This is a genomic window from Phycisphaeraceae bacterium, assembly GCA_019636795.1.
Lineage (GTDB): Bacteria > Planctomycetota > Phycisphaerae > Phycisphaerales > UBA1924 > JAHBWW01.
On record JAHBWW010000003.1, the window covers coordinates 442,599 to 469,529 of the forward strand.

Sequence of the window (26,931 nt, forward strand, 5' to 3'; positions counted from 1 at the left end):
GCACAGGCTACATTTAGCGTCTGAAGTGTATCATGCGATTCCGGGTTCGTCAAGAGGATGGTTTGTGTGCGTCGGCGATGGCCGCGAAACGGTCCAGTGTCTTGCGACTGACGTGGTGTTCGATCCCCTCAGCGTCAATCGCAGCGGTTCGTGCGTCTATGCCGATCGCAATCAGAAACCGGTACACGATGTCATGCCTCTGCCGCGACTCTCGGGCGAGTTTTTGTCCTGCCGCCGTCAGTTCGATCGGGCGATAGGGCTCGGTCGTGACCAGGCCGACACTTTCGAGACGCATGATAATCCGCGTTACAGTCACATGGCTCACACCAAATCTCGATGCCAGATCGACTACGCGACACTTGCCGAGTTGCTCAATGACTTCAGCGATGGCTTCGACATAGTCTTCGGCCGTTTCATTGGAGTGGTCCGCACGCGTCTTTCGCATCGCAACCTTGTCAGTGACTCGTTTCATCGCAGTGTTCCCTGATCTCTCGTATGCGAAGCGTTTCACTTGAACAGCGACCACGCTGCGTGAGCATCATCTGATTCAGTCCTCGGCCTTCTCGCCTTCAGGAGCCATCTTGACCAGCCTGGGATCGAATCTCGCTATCGGTCGCACGAGATCGTGCTGGAGTGAAAGAACGCGTCGAATGTCCTTGTACACATGCGGATTCTCGTCGATGCCGGCCGAGATGAGTGTGACGCGGCGCTCGGCGAGCATCGGCTTGACCGCCTTCCAGTTGAACGATTTTCTGGCTGCAGTGCGTGACATCACACGCCCTGCTCCGTGCGATGCTGATGCGAGCGACCCGGATCCATCCTTGCCGACAACCACAAACGCCGGGTCCGCCATGGTGCCGGGAATGACGCCGAGCACGCCGGCACCCGCAGGGGTTGCGCCCTTGCGATGGACGATCACTCGCTCGATTGAGCCGTTGAAGATGTGTTCCTCTTCCCACGCGAAGTTGTGGTGGTTTTCAACGCCAAGGAGCGTTTCGGCACCGATATGCTTCGCAATGTGAGCATGGATACAGGCGTGATTTGCTGCTGCGTATTCACCCATGAGTTGCATCGCATTCCAGTACTCCTTTCCCGCGTGCGAGTCGAGATCGAGCCACGCGAGTTGACGATACTGTGGATCAAGTTTCGCGTGCTGCTCCATCGCGAGGCGAGAGTAATGATCGCACACCGCAGCCCCGCATCCACGCGAACCGGAATGCGACAGCAGTGCCAGGTACTCTCCAGCCGGTAAGGGCAGATCGGTGGAATCTTCTGCAATCGAAAGGACACCAAACTCGACGAAGTGATTACCCGAACCGGAAGTGCCGAGTTGGGCGTGTGCCTTGGGCTTGAGTCGCAGGGTAACCGGCGAAACGGCCCAATCATCATCAAGGACTGCGTGCTCACGTCTGGGGGTTCGATCGGAACGCGATCCGAACTCCGCCCCGACGCCGAAGCGAGTCTCGGATTCGATCGCATGTGTCAATCGCTCGCGGCCCGAATCGGTTTCGAGCATCGAAGGAGGCAGATCGAAGACCGAAAGTTTAACTCGACAAGCAATGTCTACCCCCACCGCGTACGGAATGACTGCGTTGCGAGTCGCGAGCACGCCCCCGATCGGAAGGCCGTACCCGACATGAGCATCGGGCATGAGCGCACCCGCAGCCGCTATTGGCAACTCGCACGCGCGAGCGATCTGGTCAAATGCCGCACGATCGAAGTCTTCCCCGACTTTACCCCACAGCCGCAACGGAGCCTCTACGGACTGCGCATACTGATCCGGATGGGAGATGAGCGCCGCCGCAACAGCACCCCAGGTTGGATCATCCGCCATCGCAGCGGGATCGTTGATGAGACGAATCAGCGACTGCCTCGCCTGATCGCGGCCAAGGCGGTGCTGTCGACACGCAGCAATCGCAGCAGCTATTGCCTCTGGTGAAGTAAGACCCAGATTGACCAGCTCACGCTTCTTCATGGCAGCAGATCGTAGGAACTGCCCCGAAGAGACAGTGCGAACGAGAGACTGCGCACCGATCGCGCGGGAACAAACCAGCACGCTGGTACTTCGCTTCAGTTGTCCAACGCGTCGGCTGTGCCACCGATCATCACGTCGCCTCGCACCTGCACCTGTGGCATGGAACCCGCACCGGATGATGCGCCAAAGGCTTCTGCAGCCTGCGAAGCTTCGGCGAGCATGCGTTCCTCGCTCGCTGCATCCAGACTCGAGACCTCGACCAATGGCCGAACGCGAATGTCCTGATAGCGCCGGAACCCAGTACCCGCGGGGATCAGGTGCCCGAGCAGCACATTCTCCTTGAGGCCGATGAGTTCATCCTCGGCCCCTCGCAGTGACGCCTCGGTCAGAACCTTCGTCGTCTCCTGGAATGATGCACCCGAGAGGAACGAATCGCTCTGAAGCGAAGCCTTGGTGATACCGAGCAGCAATGTTCGGCCGGTCGCGGGGCGTGCACGCTTGGCTTTGGCGGGCTCCTTGCCCTCAGCCTCGGCACGAGCGTTGGCTTCGCGAATCACCGACTTCTCGACCAGTTCGCCAACCTTCAGGTCTGTTCCGCCCGATTCAGAGATGCGCACCATGTTTGCGATGCGTGCGTTGTGCTGCTTGAAATTGTACTTGTCGATCACTTCATGCGGCAACAGCTCGGTATCGCCGGGGCTTTCGACACGCAACTTGCGCAACATCTGACTCACGATGAGTTCGATGTGCTTGTCGTTGATAGTCACACCCTGCGCGCGATACACATTCTGCACCTCGTCGAGCATGTACGCCCACAACGCCTCCTCGCCCTTGATGCGAAGGATATCGTGTGGCACAAGCGGACCTTCGGTCAGCGGGTCGCCAGCCTGCGCATAGTCGCCCGTATGCACCATCAGCTGCTTGTCGGAAGGAACGTGATGGTCCTTCTCGATGCCTGCGTCTGATACAACGCGAATCGTCATCTTGCCCTTACGCTTGTCGGCATGGATCTCGACACGCCCGGAGATTTCGGACATGGTCGCCGGATCCTTCGGCTTGCGCGCCTCGAAGATCTCCGTCACGCGAGGCAGACCACCGACGATGTCCTGCGAACCGGCAGCGCCACGCGGCTGACGAGCGAGCATCTGCCCAGCCTTGACCTTCTGCCCGTCCTGAACCTCGATACGCGCCTTGGCAGGAAGGTAGTGGAAGTCCAGAATATTGCCCGATTCGTCAACGACGTTGATCTGCGGGTGCAGATCGCCCTTGTGCTCGATGACGACAAGCGCCTTCTGCCCACGACCCGCATCCTCTTCGCGGACCGTCTGCCCGAGTTCGATGTCGATGTATTGCACAATACCAGGCTTCTCGGCCAGAGTCGGGCTCCGGTGAGGGTCCCACTTGACCAGCAGCGTTCCCCGCTTGACCGTCTCGCCAGACTTGACGTAGATGTATCCGCCGTATGGCACCTTGAACTTATCAAGTTCGCGGCCCTTGTCATCGAGAATGACAACCTCGCCGCTCCGCTTGAGCGAAACGTAGACGTCGTTCCCGTCGTCGTCTTTAGCTGGAACCTCGCCACAGTCGCGGGCCTCGACGGTACCGGCGCTGGTGGCCTTGGCTTCGCTCTCCGCGATCGTGCGCGTGCCGATGCCGCCCGTATGGAACGTACGCATCGTCAACTGCGTGCCCGGCTCACCGATTGACTGGGCTGCAATGATCCCGATGGCCATGCCCTCTTCGACCAGTTTGCTCGTAGACATGTCCATGCCGTAATCGAGCACTGAGCAGCCGAATCGGCTGTCGCTCGTCAGCGGGCTGCGCACCATGACGCTGTCGATGCCGAGTTCTTCGATGGCGTCGGCGATCTCGGGCGTAATCATTTCATTCGCACGAACGATGATCACATCCGTAACAGGATTCATGATGTTGAACACACTAATGCGACCAATGATCTGGTCACGCAGCGGAATGTCGACCTGCTCGCCCTTGTACGTGGCACGCTTCAGAATGCCGCGCCTCGAGCCGCAGTCATGCTCCCCGACGATCACGGACTGCGCAATATCGCACAGTTTGCGTGTGAGGTAGCCAGAGTCCGCAGTCTTGAGTGCCGTGTCCGCCAAGCCCTTGCGCGCTCCGTGCGTCGAGCTGAAATACTCAAGCACGTTGAGCCCTTCGCGGAAGTTCGCTCGAATGGGCGTTTCGATGATTTCGCCCGAGGGCTTGGCCATCAGTCCACGCATACCCGCCAACTGCTGCATCTGGCTCACGTTACCACGAGCACCCGAATCGCTCATCAGATACACGGGGTTCAAGTACGGCAGGCCTTCTTTGTTCTCGATCGACGCGTACGAATCGTCGGGATTACGGCGATCGTTCTTGAGCGTCTCGATCAGACGCTGCGTCAACTGCTCGCGGCAATGGCTCCAGATATCGAGCAGCTGGTTGTAACGTTCGCGGTCCGTAATGACACCGATCTCGTAGCTCTTCTCGACACGATCAGCGAGTTTCTGTGAATCTGCGAGCAGCTTCGGCTTTTCTTCCGGAATGCGCAAGTCTGTCACGCCGAAACTCAGGCCAGCGGTTGTCGACTGCTTGAACCCGACAGCCTTCATGTCGTCAAGCAGATCGATCGTCGCGGGCTTGCCGCTGTACTGATAGGTGTCGTCGATGACGCGGGCACAGCCCTTCTTGCCAAGTGCGCAGTTATAGAACGGCATTCCTGGCGCGAGGATATCCGAAAACAGCACACGACCGACAGTCGTGATGATGCGTCCGTGCTCGGGGATCGACTCCACCGGGCCGCGCTGGCTGTTGACCACCGACTGGAACCCGTCCACCCTGACACTGATCTGGTCGTGCAGGTTGATGATCCCGCGGTCATATGCCAGAATCGCCTCGGTGCGGTCCTTGAACCGCGGAATGTCCTTCTCGCTCTTGCGATCCTCATTGTTCATGGTGGTGATGAAATACACCCCCATGACGATGTCCTGCGACGCCGAGATAATCGGGCTGCCGTTGGCCGGGCTGAAAATATTGTTCGTGCTGAGCATGAGCACATGGGCCTCAGCCTGCGCCTCGACCGAAAGAGGCAGGTGGACAGCCATCTGGTCGCCGTCAAAGTCAGCATTGAATCCGCCGCACACGAGCGGGTGCAGGCGAATGGCATTGCCTTCAACAAGCACCGGCTCAAACGCCTGGATACCCATGCGGTGAAGCGTCGGAGCGCGGTTCAGGAGCACTGGATGCTGGAAGATGACCTCTTCGAGGATGTCCCAGACTTCCGGATCTCGCCTCTCGAGCATCCGCTTGGCGCTCTTGATCGTGTCTGCGAAACCGTGCTCTTTCAGCTTGCGGATGATGAACGGCTGATAGAGTTCGAGCGCAATCTTCTTCGGAAGTCCGCACTGCCACAGTTTCAGTTCCGGACCGACCACGATCACCGAACGAGCAGAATAGTCCACTCGCTTGCCGAGCAGGTTCTCGCGGAAACGCCCCTGCTTGCCCTTGATCATGTCAGTAAGCGACTTGAGCGGACGATTGCTCGACCCAAGCACCGGGCGACGGCAGCGGTTGTTGTCAAACAGCGCATCCACCGCCTGCTGCAGCATCCGCTTCTCATTGCGAATGATCACCTCGGGCGCATTCAGGTCCATCAACTTCTTGAGGCGGTTGTTGCGATTGATAATGCGGCGATAGAGATCGTTCAGGTCGCTCGTCGCAAAGTTGCCGCTTTCAAGCAGCACAAGTGGACGCAGGTCCGGCGGAATCACCGGAATCACATCCATCACCAGCCACGCAGGGTCGTTTGCACTTCCTCGCACCTGCTCGACCAGCTTGAGGCGCTTGGCGAGATCTTTTGTCTTTTGCTTGCTGCGTGTCTCGCGGAGTTCTTTGCGAATCTGCTCGGCCTCGGTCGCCAGGTCAAGACGTTCGATCAGGTCGCGGATCGCGTCAGCACCCATCAGGCCCCTGAACGCATTCCCAAACTTCTCGACAGCAACGCGATACTCGTCCTCGGTGAGCACCTGCTTGTACTTGAGTTCCGTATCGCCCGGATCCACGACCACGTAGTCCTGGTAATAGATGATCTTCTCGAGATCACTGGTCTTCATGGCGAGCAATGTGCCAAGGCGACTGGGCATGCTCTTGAAAAACCAGATGTGAACAATCGGGGCTGCGAGATTGATGTGCCCCATGCGCTTGCGGCGGACGCGCGAGTGCGTGACCTTCACGCCGCAACGATCGCAGATGATGCCCTTGTACTTCGTGCCTCGGAACTTTCCGCACGCACACTCGTAGTCGCGCTCGGGCCCGAAGATGCGCTCGCAAAACAAGCCGTCCTTCTCAGGGCGGTAGGTGCGATAGTTGATGGTCTCGGGCTTTTTGACCTCGCCATAAGACCACGCGCGGATGTCGTTGGGCGACGCCAGGGTCACCTTCACCGCCGAGAAGTCGTTCACACGCTCGTATACGCTGTCACTCATCTCGCTTGATCTCCTGTGCGAGAGTCACCTTCTAAATGCCTCAACATCACGACGAAAACTCAGGCTACCGACACCAGTTCGCTACAGCAGGCTTGCGCCTTCGAGTCGCTTCTTTTCCATCGTGATGTTCATGCCAAGACCCTTGAGTTCATTGCAGAGCACGTCAAACGCAACAGGCATTCCCGCTTCAAGACGGTTGTTGCCCTTGACCATGCTCTCGTAGATCTTGGTGCGTCCCTCAACATCGTCGCTCTTGACTGTGAGCAGTTCCTGAAGGATGTACGCCGCTCCGTAGGCTTCGAGCGCCCACACTTCCATTTCGCCGAATCGCTGTCCGCCGGTGCGTGCCTTGCCACCGAGCGGCTGTTGCGTGATGAGGCTGTACGGCCCGGTCGCGCGGGCATGGATCTTGTCGTCAACAAGATGGTGCAGTTTGAGGACGTACATGTACCCGACAGTCGTGCGCTGATGGAACGCCTCGCCCGTTCGACCATCGAACAACTGGATCTTTCCGCCGAACGGCATCTTTGCAAGGAGTTCACGCGTGCCGGCAGGTTCGCCCGTGCGCTCAATCTCTGCAAGGCGCGATTCGACATGCTCATTGGCCTCACGGACAGCGGCATGGATCTCGTCCTCAGTCGCACCGTCGAATACCGGTGTCACAGCCTGGAACCCCAGCACCTGAGCCGCCCACCCGAGGTGCGTCTCAAGAATCTGTCCAACGTTCATGCGGCTCGGCACACCAAGCGGGTTGAGCATCACATCGACCGGCGTGCCGTCTTCCATGAACGGCATGTCTTCTTCCGGCACAATGCGGGCGATCACGCCCTTGTTGCCGTGACGCCCGGCGAACTTGTCACCCACCGAAAGCTGACGCTTGGATGCCAGGTAGACCTTGACCATCTCCAGCACGCCATTGGGGAGCTCGTCCCCACGCTTCATATGCGCAACTTTGCGTTGTTTCTCAGTCTCGATAGCAAGAATTCGAGGCCAGAACTGCTTGTGAATAACCTCCGCCTGCTCGCGCGTTTCTTTGCTGCCCTTGGCCCACTTCACATCAAAAGTCTGAATCTGCTCCAGAATAACCTCGGGAATATCCGATGCGCCAACCTTCTGCCGCGTCATCGGGTCGATCATCTCAGTGCCGATCACATCGTTGATCGACTGCGTCATCTGACGAAACAGCGAGATCCCCTGAAGGTCCATCTCACGCTCATACGCCTCAATGTCCTTCTTGAGCTGCTTCTTCTGCGCGTCGGACATGTGGACCCGACGGCTGAACTTCTTCGCGCCAATCACAATGCCTTCAACCCCGGCTGGGACTTCGAGCGAGTCGTTCTTCACGTCCTCACCGGCGCGGCCGAAGATCGCGTGCAGTAGTTTCTCTTCCGGCGTCAGTTCCGTCTTGCTCTTGGGGCTGACCTTGCCGACAAGAATATCGCCGGGCCCGACCCGGGCACCGAGTCGAATGATCCCGTTGTCGTCGAGGTTCCGAAGCACCTTCTCCGAGACGTTCGGAATGTCTCGCGTGAACTCCTCGCGACCCAGTTTGGTATCGCGAATCTCGACATCGAACGCATCGATGTGAATCGATGTGAACGTGTCGTCCTTGAGCAGTCGCTCGCTCATCACGATCGCGTCTTCAAAGTTGTACCCGTCGAACGTGTTGAACGCGACAAGCACGCTCTTGCCGATTGCCAGCTCGCCATGGTGGGTTGAGGCGCCGTCCGCTATGACCTGCCCCGCCACAACCTTCTGCCCGATTTTGACGACCGGTTTCTGGTTCTGGCACGTGCGCTCATTAAGCCCCACAAACTTGCGCAGCACATATTCATCGGCATTGTCGATAATCACTCGTTCAGCATCGACAAATGTCACCACCCCGGATCGCTTGGCCTTGACAACCATGCCCGAGTTTCGGCCAATGTCCTGTTCAAGACCGGTCGCGATGAGCGGAGGCTCGATACGCACCAGAGGCACTGCCTGCCTCTGCATGTTCGAACCCATCAGCGCCCGGTTCGCGTCGTCGTGTTCAAGGAACGGAATCAGACCGGCCGAGATACCCACAATCTGCTTAGGCGAAATATCGACATAGTTCACCAGAGTCGAATCGACCTCCGTCAACTCGCCGTCGACACGGGCAAGCACAGCGCCCTCTTTGAGTTTGCCATCCAGAGTCAAAGAGTCGGCAGGCGCAAGCACCGCACGCAATTCCTCATCTGCACGCAGCTGAACAAGATTGCCAGTCGCCTTGCCCTTCTTGACCTCGCGATACGGTGTCAGCAGGAACCCATACTCGTCAACGCCTGCAAAGATGCCCAGCGAACAGATCAGACCGATATTCGTACCTTCGGGAGTTTCGATCGGACACACGCGGCCGTAGTGCGAAATGTGAACGTCGCGCACTTCAAAGCCCGCACGCTTGCGGTTCAAGCCGCCCGGTCCGAGTGCCGACAACCGCCGCTCATGCACCAGTGACGAAAGCGGATTGGTCTGGTCAACCACCTGGCTCAGTTCGCTGCGGCCGAAGAAAAAGTCGATCGCGCTCGAAATGCTCTTCGAGTTCACCAGGTCTGCGATCTTGGTCACTTCTTCCGGATCCTTGACGCTCATGCGCTCCTGCACCGTGCGGCGCAGTTTCAGGAATCCCTTGCGCAACTCATCGACTGCAAGCTCATCGAGCGTGCGCAGACGGCGATTGCCAAGGTGATCGATGTCGTCGACCTGTGCAATTGCTCGGCCTGTCTCCGGGTCCTGGCGACTCGAACGCAAGTCCAAGAGATACTGCACCACACGCAGGAAGTCCTCGCTGCGAAGGAACATTTCCTCTTCCGGCACGTTGAGCCCGAACTTGCGGTTGATGCGGAATCGCCCGACACGCCCGAGGCGGTAACGGTTGTCGTCGTAAAATTTCTCGTCGAACAACTGCTTGGCTTTTTCAATCTGCGGCGGATTGCCCGGGCGCAGTTTCGTGTACACGCGAAGCAGGGCCTTCTCAAACTCCGAATTGGCATCAAACTGGTCGAGTTTCTCTTCCGCGATCGTGTTGAGAATCAGCGTGTCCGACGGATTCTGAACCACGCGGACTTTCTTAAGCGAACTGGCTGCGATCGCGGCGGCCGCATCACCGATCTGACGCCCCACATGCACCAGTTCCTCGCCGCTTTCGGTGTCCACAATCGACTGGGCTGCCCAATGCTCCGCTGCGACCTTGTCGGCCGGCAACTCGGTCACTTCGTAGAACAGTCCAATGATCGCATCCGTCGAAGCCACAGACTCATCGAGACATCGCAGGAACGTCGTTGCGGCAAGCTTGGTCGACTGGTCGATCCGCATCGCCAGCACGTCTTTCTTGGTCACTTCGAGCTCGATCCACGAGCCTCGCTCAGGAATGATGCGAGCCGAGTGCAGCGGGCGGTCCGATTCGCTTGACACGATCGAAAAGTCGACGCCGGGAGAACGGTGCAACTGGCTGACGATCACCCGCTCAGCCCCGTTCACGATGAACTCACCGCCACCGATCATGATCGGGAACTCGCCCAGATAGATGTCCTCTTCGGGCAAGTCGCCGTGCGTCTCGCGTTGCAGACGCACCGTGATGCGGAACGGGTGCCCGTAGGTCAATCGCAGTTCGCGGCACTCGTCAGGGGTATAGCGAGGCTCTTCGAGCGAGTACGAGATGTACTCGAGCCTCATCGTCCCGTCGTAACTTTCGATCGGGAAGATTTCGTGCAGGAGTGCTTCGAGCCCGTACTGCTTGTTGCGTGCTGCTGGCGCAACACCAACCTGCAGGAACCGCTCGTACGCGACCCCCTGAATCTGCGTCAGGTCAGGAATAGGGAGCGCATCCCCACGCTTGGTGAACCGACGAATTACCCGGTCACTGCTTTTACCGCGCACAGTGGTCGATGCCATCAACTACCTCGCGAAAGAATAACGCGGCGCGCCCGCCGAACGAGTATGCACCAAAACGCCGCTGCTGTTTCCGTCCATCTTGGCAGAACAACACCCGTCGTCACGCCGCTGCATGAAAAAATGTTCCTGGCTGGCCCCGCACCGCGCCGAACCCGTCAGTATAACCAGTCGAATCTGCCCGGACCAGTCCAAATTTGAACTTTTCTAAAGTTTTTGGACCAATCGCGCCTCAAGAGAAAAAAAGGACCCCCGTTAAGGGGGTCCCTCGATTCGCAGTTTGTCTGCCTGGGACCCAATGTCCGTAATCAGGCGATCTCGACGTCCGCGCCGACTTCCTTGAGCGAAGCGGCCAGTTTCTCGGCGTCTTCCTTCGACAGGCCTTCCTTGACCTTGGCCGGCGTGCCGTCGACCAGATCCTTGGCTTCCTTCAAGCCCAGACCGGTTGCCTCGCGGACGACCTTGATGACCTTGATCTTCTGGTCGCCCGAGCCCTTGAGGACGACATCGAAGCTGGTCTTTTCTTCAGCCGCCGCAGCACCGCCGCCATCGGCCGGACCCGCCATCATGATCGCGCCGCCCGCAGCAGCCTCGATCCCGTAGGTTTCCTTCATATAGTCGCCGAGATCAACAGCCTCCTTGAGCGTCAAACCCGCGAGCTTGTCGCCCAGATCCTTGATCTTCGCATCAAACGTTTTGGTTCCATCCGACATGGCTTAGAGCCTCCTGAAACATCGCCCCGCAACCGAGGCCTTTGGACACGCTCATCCAAGAGGGGCCGAACCATTCGGCTCTTTAACCCGAACGCCGAAACGCCACGGGCCAGTTGGATGATCACGAGTTCATCGAAATACATTGCCCGACAACCGGGCCTGATCCATCAACCAATCGCAGCGATCGTCTCGCCCTTTTCCAACTTCTCTTCGATCGCTTTGACAATGCCGAGCAGTCTGCCACCCGGACCTTTGACCTGCCCGAGCAGATTGCGCCCGGGGCTGAGAATGAGGGTGATGTCCTTGGCGATCGCTTCTTCTCGGGTCGGGTACTTGCTCAGTGCCCTCACGCCGGCGTCACCAGTAAAGAGCTGGCCATCGAGCACCGCGCCGCGGAGTTCGACATCCGGATACTTCTTGAGCAGCTCGACGATTTCTCTGGCCACCTCGACAACCGACTCAGCCCCGTAGGCCAGCGCGTTCGATCCAGTCAGGAGCGGCGACAAGCCGGCGAGCTTGGTGTCGCCAAATGCCTGCATGAACAGTTGATTGCGAATCACCGTCACGCGGATCTCTTTCTTGAAGAGCGCCTGACGGATCTGGTTGGTGTTGTTGGAACTGACACCCCGAAGGCTGATCAGCATCGCGTCCTCGAAGTCGCCGATGCGCTCCTTGTAGTCGCGGATGATGATGTTCTTGACGGGCTTAGACATGGAACACTCCTTGAATCCTGCTTGCATTCACGCGTTCGGGCCCGTCAGGCCTCGACCGCTGCTGTTTCGTACTTCAACTGCACCCCGGGGGTCATAGTTCCGCTCAGTGTGATCTTCCTGATGTACACTCCCTTGACGGTCGAGGGACGCACCTTCTCGATCGTCGTGATGAAGTATTCAAGATTCTCGACCAGGTGCGACTCGGGAAAACTCATCTTTCCGATCACTGCGTGAACGTTGCCGCCCTTGTCCGTGCGATATTCGACCTTGCCAGCGGCAAACTCCTTCACAGCGTCTGGAACGTTGCCCGCCACGGTCCCGTTCTTCGGGCTCGGCATCAGGCCCTTAGGCCCCAGCACGCGTCCGAGTTTCGAGATCACTCGCATCATGTCGGGCGAGGCCACCGCGACATCAAAGTCGAAGAACCCTTTCTCGACTTCCTCAACCAGATCCTCGCCACCAGCCTTGAGAGCGCCAGCGGCCATCGCCTTGGCCACAACATCTGACGGGCAGAACGCGATGACCCGCTTGGCCTTGCCGATCCCGCGAGGGAGAGACACCGATCCACGCAACATCTGGTCCGCCTGCTTCGTGTCAACACCAAGGTGCATCACGACCTCAACGGTCTGGTCGAACTTCGGAGCCTGAAATTTCTTCAGCAGCGACACCGCTGATGGCGCATCAAGCGGCGCAGTCGGGCGAAGTGAGTCATTGACTTTCTGCTTCTTTGTTCTCTGCGGCATGGATCAGCCCTCCACCACGACGCCCATGGAGCGTGCCGTGCCTTCAATGACCTTCATCGCGGACTCGATCGTGGATGCATTCAGATCGGCCATCTTCTCGTGAGCGATCTTGCGGACCTGCTCCTGATTGATCTTGCCGACCTTGTTCTTGTTCGGCTCGCCTGAACCCTTCTCGACGCCTGCCGCTTCAAGGATCAGCACCGAAGCGGGCGAGCTCTTGATTTCAAACTCGAACGAGCGATCGCTGTAGGCACGAATGATGCACCCGACGAGTTTGCCATTGAGGGCTGCGGTCGCAGCGTTGAACTGCTGCACGAACTGGCCCGGATTGATGCCATTGGCACCGAGCACCGGCCCAAGCGGTGGCGCAGGCGTCGCCTTGCCACCGGGGGCCATCACTTTGATCGTCTTCGTAAGTTCTCTTTTGGCCATGATGCTCCACCTCCCACCGCCAGTGTGTTGTCGCGCGACAGGCCGTGGCGCAGACTCTGGTGGTGGTGTTGACGGTTTGACTTGTCCTGGCGCGGACCCTCCGCGTGCAGGGCCTCAAGTGTAGGCCTGCCCCTTCACGAAACAAGGGACCATCAAGACAGAGGCCGCATCCTTTTATCGACGAAGTGCCGACTTCATCGCCTGGGTAATTGGCTCATCCAGCCCGTTGGCTTCGGACTTCTGGAGCATCCGTTGAGCCGCCAGATCCTTGCCCTGTGCCTGGAGTATCACTGCCAATGTCAACCATGCAGACGATGTCTGGATCTTGTTCGCCTCCGGCGAGACAGCCCCCATCAGCTTTCGCACGCGCGGTGCGTCAAAGCCCAGTCTTGCAAGTTCGATCGGCGAAGTTGCCAGTGTTGGAGTATCGCGGTACGCCTTTCGGATCGCCGCGAACCCGTCACTGAGTTTTCCCAACTCGAGCATCGTCAGGCCATACTCGCGCAGGGCTTGAGAGTCCTCGGAGTTTTCGAGGATGTGCTCTCGGTAATGCAAAGCCGCAGCCTCGCCGTCGCCAAAGGTAAGCGCAATGCGGGCCAGTTCAATCGCTGTGGGCGGATCGACCGGAGCCGGAGGCTGCGCTGGCACACTGGTCGCGGGTTGATTGAGCGTGCCCCAGCCGACTGTCTCGATGAGTTGAGGCTGGTTCCCAGCGTAGTACATACCCGAACTTCCCCAGCCATAGACATAGCCACGGGGAATGTAGACATACTGCGAACCCCCTCTACCAGGGATGCAGATTACGTCGTATGACCAACCGTAATCGGATCCGCGAAGTACGCGGGCCGAATTCCGAACGTGAGTCGGCAACCCCGCCAGCACTTCTTCGGCATCGCGCACCGTAACGCACCGAGTGCCCCGCGAACCAATTGATCCGATGTGGCACACACCGCCGGATCCAAAAGCCAGATCGCGTGCCAGACTGCCATTGACATTGAGGTGCCAACCGTTCCCACTGACCGAAAGATTGGTTCCAGTGACTGTGTACCCCCCGTTATAGGGTCTTCCAGGTAGGCCACGAACGGCAGTGAGCATTCCCGTGGGCGTCGCCCGCATGGGGACACCTGTACTGGTGCGGATTGTGGTCCCCATGCCTGTGCGAATGGTACCGGGTTTTTCACTAAGAGATTGACCCCGAGCTGGACCGACAGATCCGGCTACCAAACATCCACTCAACATCACGCCCGTAAATAGGCTCAGTTTCATTGGAGGACTCCGATCGGCGAAAGGCTGGTGCGCCTCGACGTTCGACTTTCACTCTTCCATACTCAAGAGCGAATGGAAAGATTCACTCTGCCACGCATGATTCGAGGATTTTTGTTCATCAGACCCCCCGAACCGGCCTGCGCGGGATCAAGTCGCTATCTTCTTAAGCATATCCATGAAACTCCCATTCAAACCTCGCAACCGTGTGTTCCGTTCTGTGGCTGTCCTTGCCGGACTTGCTTGCCTCTCGGGAGGTTGCTCGTCCATCTCCACGACCTTCACGGGAACTCGCAACACAATCGAGATTCGTTCGGTCGAATCGGGCGCGGGAGTGCGCCCGGTTATGAAGCACATGGTGTATCAGTTCCACGACAAGAACAGTGCTGACATTATTCTTGCCGACTTTGACGTTGAAGACCTGACAGAATTTTCGAATGTGCCGACAGATGGCCAGATCATGCACGTTCACTTTTTTGTACGCCCGAGGCCAGGTCGAACACCGATCGCCCAGACAGCATGTTCCGCAACTGTGCGACATATCGTGATCTCGCGCGGAGAAATCGGGGTGTACACCGGCGCTGGGTTCATGATGCCCAAGGGAATACCGGGAGATTCGAGCTTTGGTGGGTCGATCGGTCAGGCACCCATGAGGCTCGCGCGGGCGACGGAGTTCTTTTTCGACCCGCTGGGGCCGTGCGTCGCGTCGATCTCGTTTTCAGCTGGCCTTGATGATGAGCGAACCCGCTCGCTGGTTGCGTTGGTGGATCGACTGGCGTATGTTGCCGAAGCGGTCGATTCGCTGGTGATCCCGATGCCAGTGCCTCAGGAAGCTGAGCCTGAAACGGAAGAGGGTGTATCCGAAGGGGAGGGGTGAGGTACTGGCAGAGGAAGCCTGAACCTCTCGTGCGATGGAGCGGAAGAACTCGTGTTTGATCATCGCCGGGGTGGCACCTTTCACACTACGATCCATTCGGATGCTCGATCGCCGATCCAGAGGATGCGGCTGTCTTCGTATGGGCAAAAACAGAGGAGGTTGGGATGAATTCGAATTTGCTCTCTCGCCGTCAGGCGGCAGTGTGCCCTGGTGTCGGGCGTATCACTCCGCTTGTGATCGAGCGCGCGTCGGGCGCGCTGCTGATAGCCGATGATGGGCGCGAGTATATCGACTTTGCGTCTGGAATCGGCGTGATGAATGTCGGGCACTGTGATGCAACGGTTGTGACGGCCTTGCGAGAGCAGGCTGGACGACTGCTGCACAACTGCTTCCATGTCGCGACGTACGAACCGTATGTCGCGCTGTGCGAGGAATTGGTGCGATTGTTTCCACACGGGGGCTCGGACGGGACCAAGGCGATGCTCGTCAATACCGGAGCCGAAGCCGTTGAAAATGCAATCAAGATCGCGCGCCAGGCGACCGGGCGCGACGCGGTCATCTGTTTCACGGAGGCGTTTCACGGCCGGACGCTGTTGTGCTCGACGCTTACAAGCAAGGTCGAGTACAAGACTGGCTGCGGGCCATTTGTCCCGGAGGTGTACCGCCTGCCGTATCCCAAGCGAACTCGGGCATCGCGTGTGATGGACGATGCCGCCTTCTCGCGTCAGGAGATCGCGAGGCTGCGCATGGCGCTGCGCAACACGGTTGCAGCACAGCAGGTCGCAGCGATCATCATCGAACTCGTGCAGGGTGAAGGCGGATTCAATGTCGCGCCCAAGCCTTATGTACGAATGCTGCGCGACCTCTGCAACGAACACGGAATCATGCTGATTTTTGACGAAGTACAGACCGGTTTCGGGCGAACTGGGCGCTGGGCGGCGAGTGAGCACTACAGCGTCGAGCCGGATCTGTCGACATGGGCCAAGAGCATGGGCGGTGGGCTTCCGATCGCTGCCGTCGTCGGCAAGGCAAGCGTCATGGATCGCGTTGCGCCAGGAACCGTTGGCGGAACCTACGGCGGGAACCCGGTTGCGTGTGCTGCTGCACTTGCAACCATCGAGCGCATGAAGGAGTTGAACCTGAACGCGCGGGCTGAGCACATCGGCAGGTCGATTCGCAACAAGCTCGAAGGCCTGGCCAAGGAATTCCAGGTCATCACTGATGTGCGTGGACTCGGAGCGATGATCGCGGTCGAGTTCAACGATCCGCCCGAAACGCCAGCACCTGCACTGGTCAAGGCCATAATCGACTCGGCACTCGCGCAGGGAGTGCTGCTGATCTCTGCGGGCGTGTCGGGTAATGTCATTCGCTTCCTTCCGCCACTGGTCATGACGGACGCACAATTAGATCGTGGGCTTGCGGTTCTTGAATCAGCCATCCGCCAGCATGCTGCGACCAACAAGCCATATGCCGAGAGTCACGCGTCATGAAGCCCTTTGCGATCGCGGGTCTCCAACTCCACGTCTCGGGGCGTCAGTCGAACCTCGAACACATCATCGACCGCATCGAGATGCTGATGTATCTCTATCCGTGGGTGCAGATGGTAGTGGTGAGTGAACTGGCGACCTTTGGCGGGTGGACGGGACACGCAGCTCCACTTCCAGGCCCAACTGAAGCGGCGTATTGCCAGCTCGCTGCCAAGCATCAGATCTGGCTCATCCCCGGATCCCTGTACGAGAAATCCGAAACCGGAATTTACAACACCGCCCCGGTGATCAACCCGCAGGGCGTCGTGATCGCGCGGTATCGCAAGATGTTCCCGTTCCTGCCATACGAAACCGGCGTGGAGTCGGGGACCGAGTTCTGCGTGTTCGATGTGCCCGAAGTCGGGCGCTTCGGCGTGAGTATCTGCTACGACATGTGGTTCCCCGAGACCACACGCACACTTGCTGCGATGGGAGCCGAAGTCATCCTCCACCCGACACTCACGGGAAGCATTGATCGCGATGTCGAACTGGCTATCGCTCGCGCAACTGCTGCAACAAACCAATGCTTTGTCATCGACATCAATGGTGTCGGCGACGGGGGAAACGGGCAATCGCTGATGGTGGCCCCGACGGGTGATGTGCTCTATCAGGCTGGGCACAGTCAGGAGATGATGCCACTGGAGATTGACCTGGCGCGCGTCGGTCGTTCGCGCGAGGTTGGCCTGCGGGGGCTCGGTCAACCACTCAAGAGTTTCCGCGATCGCAAGGTTGACTTTGCAATCTACGACCGCAGCAAAGTTCAGCCCCCGTATCTGGAGACTCTCGGCCCGCTCGAGAAGATGGCGCGCGGTTCGCGCGCTGGTCTGACACCGACCCCGTTCTCAGTTGCGAAGCCTCATATCGACGATGGCGGCTTGACCGCTGCTCAACCCTACGTGCCACCAACCCCTCCGCCCGGAGGTGGTCTGCCATGAGCCGAGGAGGGCACACATGAGCGACAGCCACGACGCAACGAGAGAAGCGCTGGGATCAGTACGGACCTATGACGCGCCGCAGTTGCGCATGGATACGTGGAACGAACTTTTGGTGAACTGCGCATGGCTGCGCGATTTTGCGCGCGGCGGTCGTGATATCGCCGAGCCTCGGTCCCGAGTCGAAGACAACTTCGTAACGCTGCGATGCCTCGAGTTTTATTGGGCATTTCCAGGTTTGCGGAAGGTTGCAGAACTCGACAGGCTCTTCGCGCGCGAGCAGTTTGTCGACCTTCAACGCGAGGCTGCCGGCATTGTGCGCTTGCTGGTTGGTGATGCCTATCGAGAGCGCGGCGCAGCGGCGCGCAACGGCAACGGGAACGGGAACGGGAACAGCGAATCTGAGGAAAGCGGGAGCAAGCGTCGTGTTCGGCCCTACTTTGAAGTCCTCTTTGTCGATGACATGGACGCGGAGGATGAAACAGAACTGCGTACAGGTTTTGCTGCGTGTCGTCGCGACACAGACGAGTTCACATACGACATCGTGACGGTACCGAGCGTCGAGGACGCGGTAATAGCGGTGCTCTTCAACCCGACGATTCAGGCGTGCTTCCTGCGATACAACTACGCCTACCGATCGAGCAATCGACATCCGATGTTCGGACGCTATCTTCACTTTCTTGCGACCGATCCGATGCCGACGAGTTTTGGGCTCGATCGCAGCCTGCACCTTGCTCGATTTCTACGAAAACTGCGTCCGGAACTGGATCTGTACCTGGTGACAGACACGCCTCTGGAACGTGTTGCTGGGAACATGGGGACCGAGTTCCGTCGAACGTTCTACAGGCTCGATCAGTTCATGGAGCAACACCTGAGCGTGCTCAAGGGCATGCAGGCGAAGTTTGACGCCCCATTCTTCGAAGCTTTACGCAAGTACAGCAGCAAGCCCACGGGGGTTTTTCATGCGCTACCGATCGCGCGCGGCAAGTCGATGACCAACTCGCACTGGGCACGCGATCTGCTCGAGTTCTATGGACCCAATATCTTCATGGCGGAAACTTCTGCCACGAGCGGCGGGCTGGATTCACTGCTTCAACCTCGCGGACCGATCAAGCGCGCTCAGGATGCCGCTGCGCGAACATTCGGCGCGCGTCACACATACTTCGTCACCAACGGCACATCGACAGCGAATAAGATTGTCATGCAGGCGCTGGTGCGCCCGGGCGATATCGTGCTCATTGACCGGGATTGCCACAAATCGCACCATTACGCGATGGTTCTGGCCGGCGCACAGCCTGTGTATCTCGATTCGTATCCGCTTACGCAATACTCGATGTACGGCGGCGTGACACTCGATACGATCGAGCGCAACCTGCTGGCCCTGCGCGATGCAGGAAAACTCGATCGCGTGCGCATGCTGCTTCTGACCAACTGCACATTCGACGGCCTGACCTATGACCCTCAGCGTGTCATGCGGCGAGTGCTTGCGATCAAGCCGGACATGATTTTCCTCTGGGATGAAGCGTGGTTTGCGTTTGCATCGGCCAGCCCAGTCCTGCGCCGCCGAACGGCGATGCCCGCGGCCAAGGCATTGCGAGATGAGTTTCGCAGCGCCGCTTATCGCGAAGCGTATATGAAGCGCCCGATCGAGAAGGAGACCGACTCTCTTCTGGACGCAAGCATTGACCCGATGCCCGACCCTGAACGCGTTCGTGTGCGTGTCTATGCGACGCAATCGACACACAAGACGCTTACATCGCTCCGGCAGGGGTCGATGATTCATATCCACGATGAGGATTTTGAGCAGAAGTCTGCAGACTCGTTTCACGAGGCGTTCATGACGCACACCTCGACTTCGCCGAACTATCAGATAGTCGCATCGCTCGACGTGGGGCGACGTCAGTTCGAGATCGAAGGCTATGAACTCGTCGAACGCAGCATCGGATTGGCGATGACGCTGCGCGAGCGCATCTACGAGCACCCCGCGATTCGCCGCTATTTCTCTGTGCTGCGTCCGGCCGACATGATCCCGCCGCAGTTCCGACCATCGGGGCTCGAGTTTTACTACAACGTCGAACGCGGATGGGGCCCGATGGAGCGGGCCTGGCTCGAAGACGAGTTCACGCTCGATCCGACGCGCGTCACGGTGCATGTCGGTGCCAGCGGCCTGGATGGCAACACGTTCCGCAACCTGCTGCTCGATCAGTACGACATCCAGATCAACAAGACCTCTCGCAACACTGCTCTGTTCCTGACCAATATCGGCACCACACGCGGTGATGTGGCGCATCTGGTCGATGTGCTTGCACGCATTGCGCGCGACATCGACGAAGGTCTGCTTCTTGAGAGCGCCTCGGGCCTGGCGCTGCACACCGATCGCGTCGAGTCACTGCTCAGCGCGCCCGCTCTGCCACACTTCAGCCGTTTTCACGACGCATTTCGCACTCCCGGCTCGACGACACCCGAAGGCGATCTGCGACGCGCGTTTTTTCTTGCGTACGACGACGCCTGCTGCGAATGGCTCAGGCTTCGACCGGGCGGGGCGGTTCCTGATCCGTCGCGCGAGTATGTTTCGGCCGCGTTCGTCACGCCGTACCCGCCGGGCTTCCCGATTCTCGTCCCCGGACAGGTCATCACGCCCGACATCCTCGGATATCTTGCTGCGGTGGATGTCAAGGAAGTTCACGGCCTGAGTCCGCGTTACGGTCTGCGCGTCTTCGCCGAAGCCGCCCTGCGTCACGCGGCACGAAATCCTGTTCAGGCCGCGTATCCTCAGATTCGCTCTGTCACCGCTCAACCCGGAGAGCCTTCGTCATGACGCCCGATACCACACTCGCCCCGCAAACCAATCGCTACAGCCGCCCGCTGACTTCGGACCAGCCGGTGTCGCGTCAGGCCCGCGTGCTCGATGGGCTCTCCGACATCCGCCGCTACTTTCATCGCAACACCAGACCGATCTACTTCGTCAGTGCCACCGCTTTCAATCTGCTTGGCATGGACGAATGGATCCGCAACTTCACGTTCATCAACTCGATCGACAGTTTCGACGGTCAGCACCCCAACGTCTTCGTTCCGCCTCCGATCGAGCACGAGCCGTTCACGTCGATCGAGGACATCAACAACTATCTTCTGTCGCACCCTGCGGTGGCCGAACTGGTGGGCGATCGTGGCGCGGGCGGCAAGGCCCTCTTTCTGATGTTTGACGAAATGACCGAGCACCTGTGCCGAAGTCTGGGGCTCGAGGTCGCCTTCCCGCCAGCCGCGCTGCGCTCGAAAGTCGATGACAAGATGGAAACCACGCGCATCGGCAACCGTGCCGGCGTGCAGTCAGTGCCCAATGTCCTTGGCCGTGTCGATTCGTACGCAGCCCTGCGCGAGCTGGCCCGGCCTCTGGGCGACGATCTGGTCATTCAGACCGCCTATGGCGATTCGGGCCAGACGACCTTCTTCGTCTCGAACGAAGCCGACTTCAAGAAATACGCCGATCAGATCATCAGTGCGCCCGAGGTCAAGGTGATGAAGCGCATCCGCTGCCGCGGCGCCGCGCTCGAAGCCTGCGCTACACGTCATGGCACGATCGTCGGCCCGCTCATGACCGAACTGGTCGGCTTTCCCGAACTCACGCCTTATCGCGGCGGGTGGTGCGGCAACGAGGTCTTCGCCGGTGCTTTCGACGCGGGGATCCGCGCGCGGGCCCGCGAGGCTGCGTTCTCATTTGGCGAAGAACTGCGCGCGATGGGCTACAAGGGATACTTCGAGCTCGACTTTCTGGTCGATCTCGACTCGGGCGAGGTGTATCTTGGTGAGTGCAATCCGCGCATCACGGGCGCCAGTTCGATGACCAATCTCGCGGCCTTTGCGCACGCCGACGCCCCTCTCGTGCTCTTTCACCTCCTCGAGTGGATGGGGGTCGAGTACAACCTCGACGTCGACAGTCTCAACGCGCGCTGGGCCGACCCTGACAACATCGATTCCTGGAGCCAGCTTGTCATCAAGTTCACCGACGATCAGATCGACCGCATCACGCACGCCCCGCCCAGCGGTCTGTGGGAGCTGGTCCCCGGCGGCGGTATCCGCTACGTCCGCCCGCAGACCCATCGCCGCACTGTGCAGTACGAGAACCGCGCGTTCTTCCTGCGCATCAGCGGCGCAGGCGACTATCGCTACAAAGGTGCCGAGCTGGGCATTCTTGTGAGTCCCGGCCGCTTCATGGATGACGAGTTCAACCTGACCGAGCGTGCCAAGGCCTGGATCGACGGCATCCGCAGCCAGTACGCGGGCGCCCCGCTGGTGCCGGAGGCTCCCGAGCCTTCGCTCGATCCGCACGACTTCAAACTGCTCTGACGCGGCCCGCATGATGCAGCTCGAAACCACCTTCCGCGCGATCGACGAGCCTCAGCCGGGCGAAGCGCTCGCGGCGATCTACAGCGAGTATGCTCCGGCGTATCGACGCTGGTTTATGCGCGAGGGCGAAGCGGCCCGCCCCGCGCTGGCTCAGTCGCGCCAGATGCTGCGCGACCACATGCCCGAGTTGGCCATCCTGCACGAGGATCTGTGCGATCTGGTGGGCGCCGGCCACCTCGACGCGCGCCTGCTCGCGCTGTACCGTCCGCCTCCCATGGTGCGAGGCTGCTCGCAGGCCGCGGTCGTGCGCGACGGACGCGCTGCGCTCGTGCGCAACTACGACCACGCCCCGCACCTGTGCGACGCGGTGATTCTTCGAGCCCGCTGGCTTGGCGTGGGAACGATCGTCTCGACCGATTGCCTCTGGGGGGCGCTCGATGGCGTGAGCGACGCGGGGCTGGCCGTGGCGCTGGCCTTTGGTGGCGACCGCGCCACCGGCGATGGCTTTGCCGCTTCGCTGGTCGTGCGTTACCTGCTCCAGACCTGCGACAGCGTCGCGGCCGCGAGCGCGGCGCTGTCTCGGCTGCCGGTCGCGATGCCCTACACGTTCGCGCTGCTCGACGCTGCGGGCCGCGGCGCGACGGTGCATGTCGGCCCGGGCCGCGCAGCGCGCGTTACCGACACTCCGGTTTCGACCAATCATCAGGACGCGGTCGCGTGGCCCGCGTACGAGCGCTTCGTCGAGAGTTGCGCTCGCCACGAGTATCTGTCCGCGCTGCTGCACAACCCCGAGTCGAGCCTCGAAGCGATCATCGCCCGCTTTCTCGATCCTCCGTTGTTTCGCACGCAGTGGTCGCGTGGCTCGGGGACGCTGTACACGCTCGTCTGCGAGCCCTCGGCGGGCACGGCGCGCTATGTGTGGCCCCAGTGCGAGCGCTCTTACGGCTTTGCGGCCTTTGCGCCCGAAGCGTTCACGGTGACCTACCGCGCATGAGAAAGGGAGCGCAGCCGCACCATTTCGACTGCACTCCCCAATGGCTCTCCACGGGTTGCGCATCCGCTTTTTTGCCTCGATGAGGCGAAGGCGCACAATGCCCGATCGCCTTCTCGCCTCACAGGGGCGAATGCCCGGCGCGGTGGCCATGGCTCTGCATGTCCACCATCAACGACCCGGACCGCCCACCGCATACCCCCCCGCCTTTCCTGGTGCCTCGTGCCCAGTGCCTAGTGCCTCCCTCCCACCCCTACCCCAGACAATCTCTCCACACCCCTTGACACACGGCCAAGATCGTGTACGCTGAGCGTGTCGTTGGTGCCCGCGCGGGAGCGGGCAGGCCTCGTGCTGGTGCAGCGGGCTCCGAATACAGATAACGGAGTCACTGGGCCAGGGCGGGGAGTAGGGAAGTGTGGTCAGAATCCACCGCGGACGCGCCGCCGTAGAGGGCGAAGATGCGAGCCACGCTGGGCTGATCGGGAACGGAGTGATTCGGGCGGGCAAGAGCTCGCACCGGGCGGGCAAGGGCTCGCGGCACACCGGGACCGATCTCAGTCAGCGTTCGAGCGAGAGGCTCCGGGTCATGCCCGGCTCGGTCGAGGTCACTGTCCAGAGATTGGACGGGAAGGCCGGTTTTCGCAGAGCCCTGAGCCGGAAGACCTGCCATCGACATGCATGGTGCGGCCCTCGCGCTTGGGGCCCGGCTGCTGTCGGTGCGCGCTTCTCCCCGCGTCCGAAGTACCCGGATCAGCCCGCGAGTCGCCGTCAGACACTGGCGGGAGAGCGTTCAGCGCGAAACAGAACGCTGCGGGGCCATCGGCCCGGATGGGTTTGTTGTGAAAGAACATGGTGTTTTTGTGTGTGCTGCCTCGGCCGCGATCGCTCTGGCCGCCGGGGGTGCTTCGGCTGGACACTGGGCCAGCGCCGTCATCGACTATGACCCCGGCACGGACCCCGCCTTCGGCTACACCGACCCCGCTGCGGCGCTCGGGGCCGCCAGCCGCATGAGCGGGGCCTCGTTCGGCTTCCCCAGCGTCGTCAGCCCCTTCAGCCCGCCCTTCGAGACCGATCAGATCGTCTCGATCGGCCACGGCGGCAGCATCACGCTGCGCATGGGTCGCAAAATCCGCGATGCGGCGCATCACGCCTTCGGTGTGGATTTCATCGTCTTCGCCAACGCGGGCTTCATCGACGTCGGCTATCCATCCGGACTCGTCGGCAACGCGCCCACACTGTTTGGCGTTGGGGCCAGCGTGCTCATCGAGGCCAGCAACGACAACCTGCACTGGTTCACAGTCGAGATGCGGCGGCTGGACCTCTTCCCGACGCTGGGCTACCTCGACAGCGGGCCCTTTGACGCCTTGCCGGGCAGCATCGAGAGCGACTTTCGCGTCGCGATGGACCCGTCGCTTAGCCTGAGCGATGTCGCGGGACTCAGTTACGCCGAACTGATCGCCCTCTACGGCACCTCGGGCGGCGGCATCGGGCTTGATCTGGCCTCCTCGGGCCTGAGCGAAGCACGATATCTGCGCTTCACGCACGGCGGCGATTCGTTCGAGCCGTTCGAGATCGATGCGGTGTCGGTGGTTCCTGCGCCGGGTGGGTTGGCGGCGCTCATGGTGGGCGCCGGGCTGGCGCTACGGAGGAGCAGAAGCAGCGCCAAGGAGAGAGGCTGCTTCTGAGACAGATCGCCCGGGCCGATCGAAAGGTCGGCTCCGGGTGTTGTGAGAAACAACGTGACAACGCGATGCATGAGTAGCACCCGCGCGCTGGCAGCCAGCGCGCTCGCGGCCGCGCTGTGCCCCGGGGCGAGCGCGCAGGACTGGACGCATCACGCGCGCGGGCCCGAGCGCGTCGCCGCGATCGATCTTGCGCTGGCCGGGGCCATCGGCTCGCCCACCTGGGTGCGCAGCACGACCGCGCAGGGCGCGGCCATCGAGTTCGTCGGCCAGGCTTCGCTCGTTGCGGCGGCCGATGTGATCGTCGCGACCGGTTGGATCGGCAACGACTTCTTCGCCATCGCGATCGAGAGCGCCGACGGCAACGTGCGCTGGATGGCGCCGATGCCCCAGCCGGTCGCCGATTCATGGTCAGCCCCCGCGATCGACACATCGCGCGCGACGGCGATCGTCGCCAGCGGCCGCGCGATCAAGGCTCTGTCGCTGGCCGACGGCGCCACAGTCTGGGAAATCGGCACAATGAGCGACATCGTCAACGCCGCGCCGCTCATCGTCGAGAACGCAGGCAGCGCGGCACGCGCGTTCATGACCGATTTCGGTTTCGGCGCTCAGCCTGGACGACTCTACGCGATCAATCTCGATGCCTTCGATGCAATCAGCAACCCATTCGCGCCCGGTGACCTCGTCTGGAGCCGCGCGATCGGCCCGCTCTCGGGCGCGACGCCCGCGCTGCATGAACATCGCGTGCTCATCGCCACCAGTGACGGCCGCGTGCTGGCCTTTGACGCCACCGCGGTCGCGGATCACGCGCCGCTGTTCGAAGCCATCAACCCGACGGGCCTCGGCTTCTTCGGGGGGATCAGCGTGCGCGACGGCTTTGCCTACGCGGCCAGCTACGCCTTCTTCGGCGGACTCTCGTCGGCCAACATGATCAAGATCGACGCGGCGACGGGCACCGTCATCTGGTCAGTGCCCAGCAACCGCACCGACGCGACGCCCGTGCCGCTGGCCGATGGACGCATTCTGCTCTCGGCGGGCATCGCAGGCTTCGGGTCGCAGCCGTCGCTGTCGCTGTATGTCGATCATGGCGCAAGCGTCAGCCGCGCATGGGATACGCATCTGGCCGGTGGGCCCGCGGCTGGATTCTGGACCTTCACGCCGGTCGCGCTCGAAACCATGAATCAAGCGCTCGCGCCCGCGCCGCCCGCTGCCAACGATCCGCTGGGCCCCATGCCGCGCACGCTGCGACTGGATCTCGCGAAACATCCGACCGACGCGGGGTTCGTGGTCGAGACTATCGAGGGCGCGGCGATCTCGGCGGCCACAGCAAGCGGGCAGTTCTTCGGCGTCGGCGCCGGAGGCGTCGCGGCCTTCGCCGCAGCACTGGTCAACTGCCCCGGAGACTTCAACGGCAACGGCACCATCGACATCTTCGACGCCATCGCGTTCCTGGCGGCCTTCTCGGCCCGCGACCCGGCGGCCGACCTCAACGGCGACGGACTCTTCGACTTTTTCGACGTACAATTGTTTCTGGCCCAGTACGCAGCAGGGTGTTCATAGATGATGCGACGCGGATTCTCTCTGATCGAACTTCTCGTGGTCATCGCGATCATCGCGGTGCTGCTGGCCATTCTCGTCCCCGCGCTGTCGAGCGTGCGCTCGACAGCCCGCACGGTCATGTGCCTGTCCAACCTGCGTCAGCTGGGCGTGGCGTGGAGTGTTTACGCCGACGATTTTCAGTCTTACGCGATGCCCGCGGCCGATGCGCCACCCGCCGGGCACGAGTCGGACACCGTGTACTGGTTCGGCGCGGTGGGCAACATCTCGGGCACGGTCGAAGCCGAGCGCGGGTTTCTCGCGCCATACCTCGAAGCGACGCTGCACGACCTGAGCGTGTTCGAATGCCCCAATCAGCCGTGGGGCACATACGCCGCGCAGACCGCGCCCGGCACCATCACGACAACCTACGGCTACAACGGCTACTACCTGAGCCCTTCAAAGACACCCGGCTGGTCGATGCAGATCGGCCATCGCCCGTGGCGGAGGACGTGGGAGATCCGCCAGCCCGCCGAACTGCTGATCTTTGCCGATACGCTCCTGCCCGGCAGCCCGCCGCGCAACAGCGCGCTGCTCGACCCGCCGATGCTGTATCAGGCCCGCCGCGGATGGGTGACCAACTCCTTCCCCACGACAGCCTTTCGCCACGCCGGGGCCGTTGCAACACTTTCGGCCGACGTGAGCGGGAAGGTCGAGCAGGGCGACAAGGAACAGATGACCCACGGCATCATCGGTTCACTCGACATGCGGCGCTATGTGCCCGACTGGATGAACTGGTAGGTCA

Annotated in this window: 18 protein-coding genes; 9 read left to right on the forward strand and 9 right to left on the reverse strand. The window is 60.7% G+C overall.

Annotated features, from left to right (window positions below):
- Positions 1–49: 49 nt before the first annotated feature.
- The 9 genes from mntR to KF757_08060 all read right to left on the reverse strand — a co-directional run bounded on the left by mntR (position 50) and on the right by KF757_08060 (position 13,698).
- The gene (gene mntR / locus KF757_08020; GenBank protein MBX3322921.1) at positions 50–472 is read right to left on the reverse strand and encodes a manganese-binding transcriptional regulator MntR; all 423 of its coding nucleotides are present in this window, start codon (positions 470–472) and stop codon (positions 50–52) included.
- Positions 473–547: 75 nt separating this feature from the next.
- A complete protein-coding gene (locus KF757_08025) occupies positions 548–1,975 on the reverse strand; it encodes an RtcB family protein (GenBank protein ID MBX3322922.1) in 1,428 nt (475 codons plus the stop codon).
- A 95-nt stretch (positions 1,976–2,070) separates the two neighbouring features.
- Complete coding sequence (gene rpoC / locus KF757_08030) at positions 2,071–6,462, reverse strand: DNA-directed RNA polymerase subunit beta' (GenBank protein ID MBX3322923.1); 4,392 nt, start codon at positions 6,460–6,462, stop codon at positions 2,071–2,073.
- 81 nt (positions 6,463–6,543) lie between these two features.
- Complete coding sequence (rpoB, locus tag KF757_08035) at positions 6,544–10,377, reverse strand: DNA-directed RNA polymerase subunit beta (GenBank protein ID MBX3322924.1); 3,834 nt, start codon at positions 10,375–10,377, stop codon at positions 6,544–6,546.
- A gap of 305 nt (positions 10,378–10,682) precedes the next feature.
- On the reverse strand, positions 10,683–11,087 hold the full coding sequence (rplL, locus tag KF757_08040; protein ID MBX3322925.1) for a 50S ribosomal protein L7/L12: 405 nt from the start codon (positions 11,085–11,087) through the stop codon (positions 10,683–10,685).
- Between the two features lie 167 nt (positions 11,088–11,254).
- Positions 11,255–11,800, reverse strand: a complete 546-nt coding sequence (gene rplJ / locus KF757_08045; GenBank protein MBX3322926.1) for a 50S ribosomal protein L10 — start codon at positions 11,798–11,800, stop codon at positions 11,255–11,257.
- Positions 11,801–11,844: 44 nt separating this feature from the next.
- Positions 11,845–12,543 (reverse strand): 50S ribosomal protein L1, encoded by a 699-nt coding sequence (gene rplA, locus KF757_08050; GenBank protein MBX3322927.1) that lies wholly within the window; start codon positions 12,541–12,543, stop codon positions 11,845–11,847.
- A 3-nt stretch (positions 12,544–12,546) separates the two neighbouring features.
- Positions 12,547–12,975, reverse strand: a complete 429-nt coding sequence (gene rplK / locus KF757_08055) for a 50S ribosomal protein L11 (GenBank protein ID MBX3322928.1) — start codon at positions 12,973–12,975, stop codon at positions 12,547–12,549.
- A 174-nt stretch (positions 12,976–13,149) separates the two neighbouring features.
- The gene (locus KF757_08060) at positions 13,150–13,698 is read right to left on the reverse strand and encodes a hypothetical protein (GenBank protein MBX3322929.1); all 549 of its coding nucleotides are present in this window, start codon (positions 13,696–13,698) and stop codon (positions 13,150–13,152) included.
- Positions 13,699–14,416: 718 nt separating this feature from the next.
- Between KF757_08060 and KF757_08065 the strand changes: the two genes are divergently transcribed.
- From KF757_08065 to KF757_08105, 9 genes are all read left to right on the forward strand, one after another.
- Positions 14,417–15,115, forward strand: coding sequence for a hypothetical protein (locus tag KF757_08065; protein MBX3322930.1), 699 nt, complete (start codon positions 14,417–14,419; stop codon positions 15,113–15,115).
- A gap of 164 nt (positions 15,116–15,279) precedes the next feature.
- Entirely contained in the window at positions 15,280–16,605 is a 1,326-nt protein-coding gene (locus KF757_08070) for an aspartate aminotransferase family protein (GenBank protein ID MBX3322931.1), read from the forward strand.
- Positions 16,602–17,576 (forward strand): carbon-nitrogen hydrolase family protein, encoded by a 975-nt coding sequence (locus tag KF757_08075; protein ID MBX3322932.1) that lies wholly within the window; start codon positions 16,602–16,604, stop codon positions 17,574–17,576. The genes KF757_08070 and KF757_08075 overlap by 4 nt, the downstream gene beginning before the upstream one ends.
- 16 nt (positions 17,577–17,592) lie before the next feature.
- A complete protein-coding gene (locus KF757_08080; protein ID MBX3322933.1) occupies positions 17,593–20,391 on the forward strand; it encodes an aminotransferase class I/II-fold pyridoxal phosphate-dependent enzyme in 2,799 nt (932 codons plus the stop codon).
- Positions 20,388–21,917, forward strand: a complete 1,530-nt coding sequence (locus KF757_08085) for a hypothetical protein (GenBank protein ID MBX3322934.1) — start codon at positions 20,388–20,390, stop codon at positions 21,915–21,917. The genes KF757_08080 and KF757_08085 overlap by 4 nt, the downstream gene beginning before the upstream one ends.
- A gap of 10 nt (positions 21,918–21,927) precedes the next feature.
- On the forward strand, positions 21,928–22,911 hold the full coding sequence (locus tag KF757_08090) for a hypothetical protein (protein MBX3322935.1): 984 nt from the start codon (positions 21,928–21,930) through the stop codon (positions 22,909–22,911).
- Between the two features lie 836 nt (positions 22,912–23,747).
- A complete protein-coding gene (locus KF757_08095) occupies positions 23,748–24,593 on the forward strand; it encodes a hypothetical protein (protein MBX3322936.1) in 846 nt (281 codons plus the stop codon).
- A 69-nt stretch (positions 24,594–24,662) separates the two neighbouring features.
- Entirely contained in the window at positions 24,663–26,150 is a 1,488-nt protein-coding gene (locus tag KF757_08100) for a PQQ-binding-like beta-propeller repeat protein (GenBank protein ID MBX3322937.1), read from the forward strand.
- Positions 26,151–26,927, forward strand: coding sequence for a prepilin-type N-terminal cleavage/methylation domain-containing protein (locus KF757_08105; protein ID MBX3322938.1), 777 nt, complete (start codon positions 26,151–26,153; stop codon positions 26,925–26,927).
- Positions 26,928–26,931: the final 4 nt, after the last annotated feature.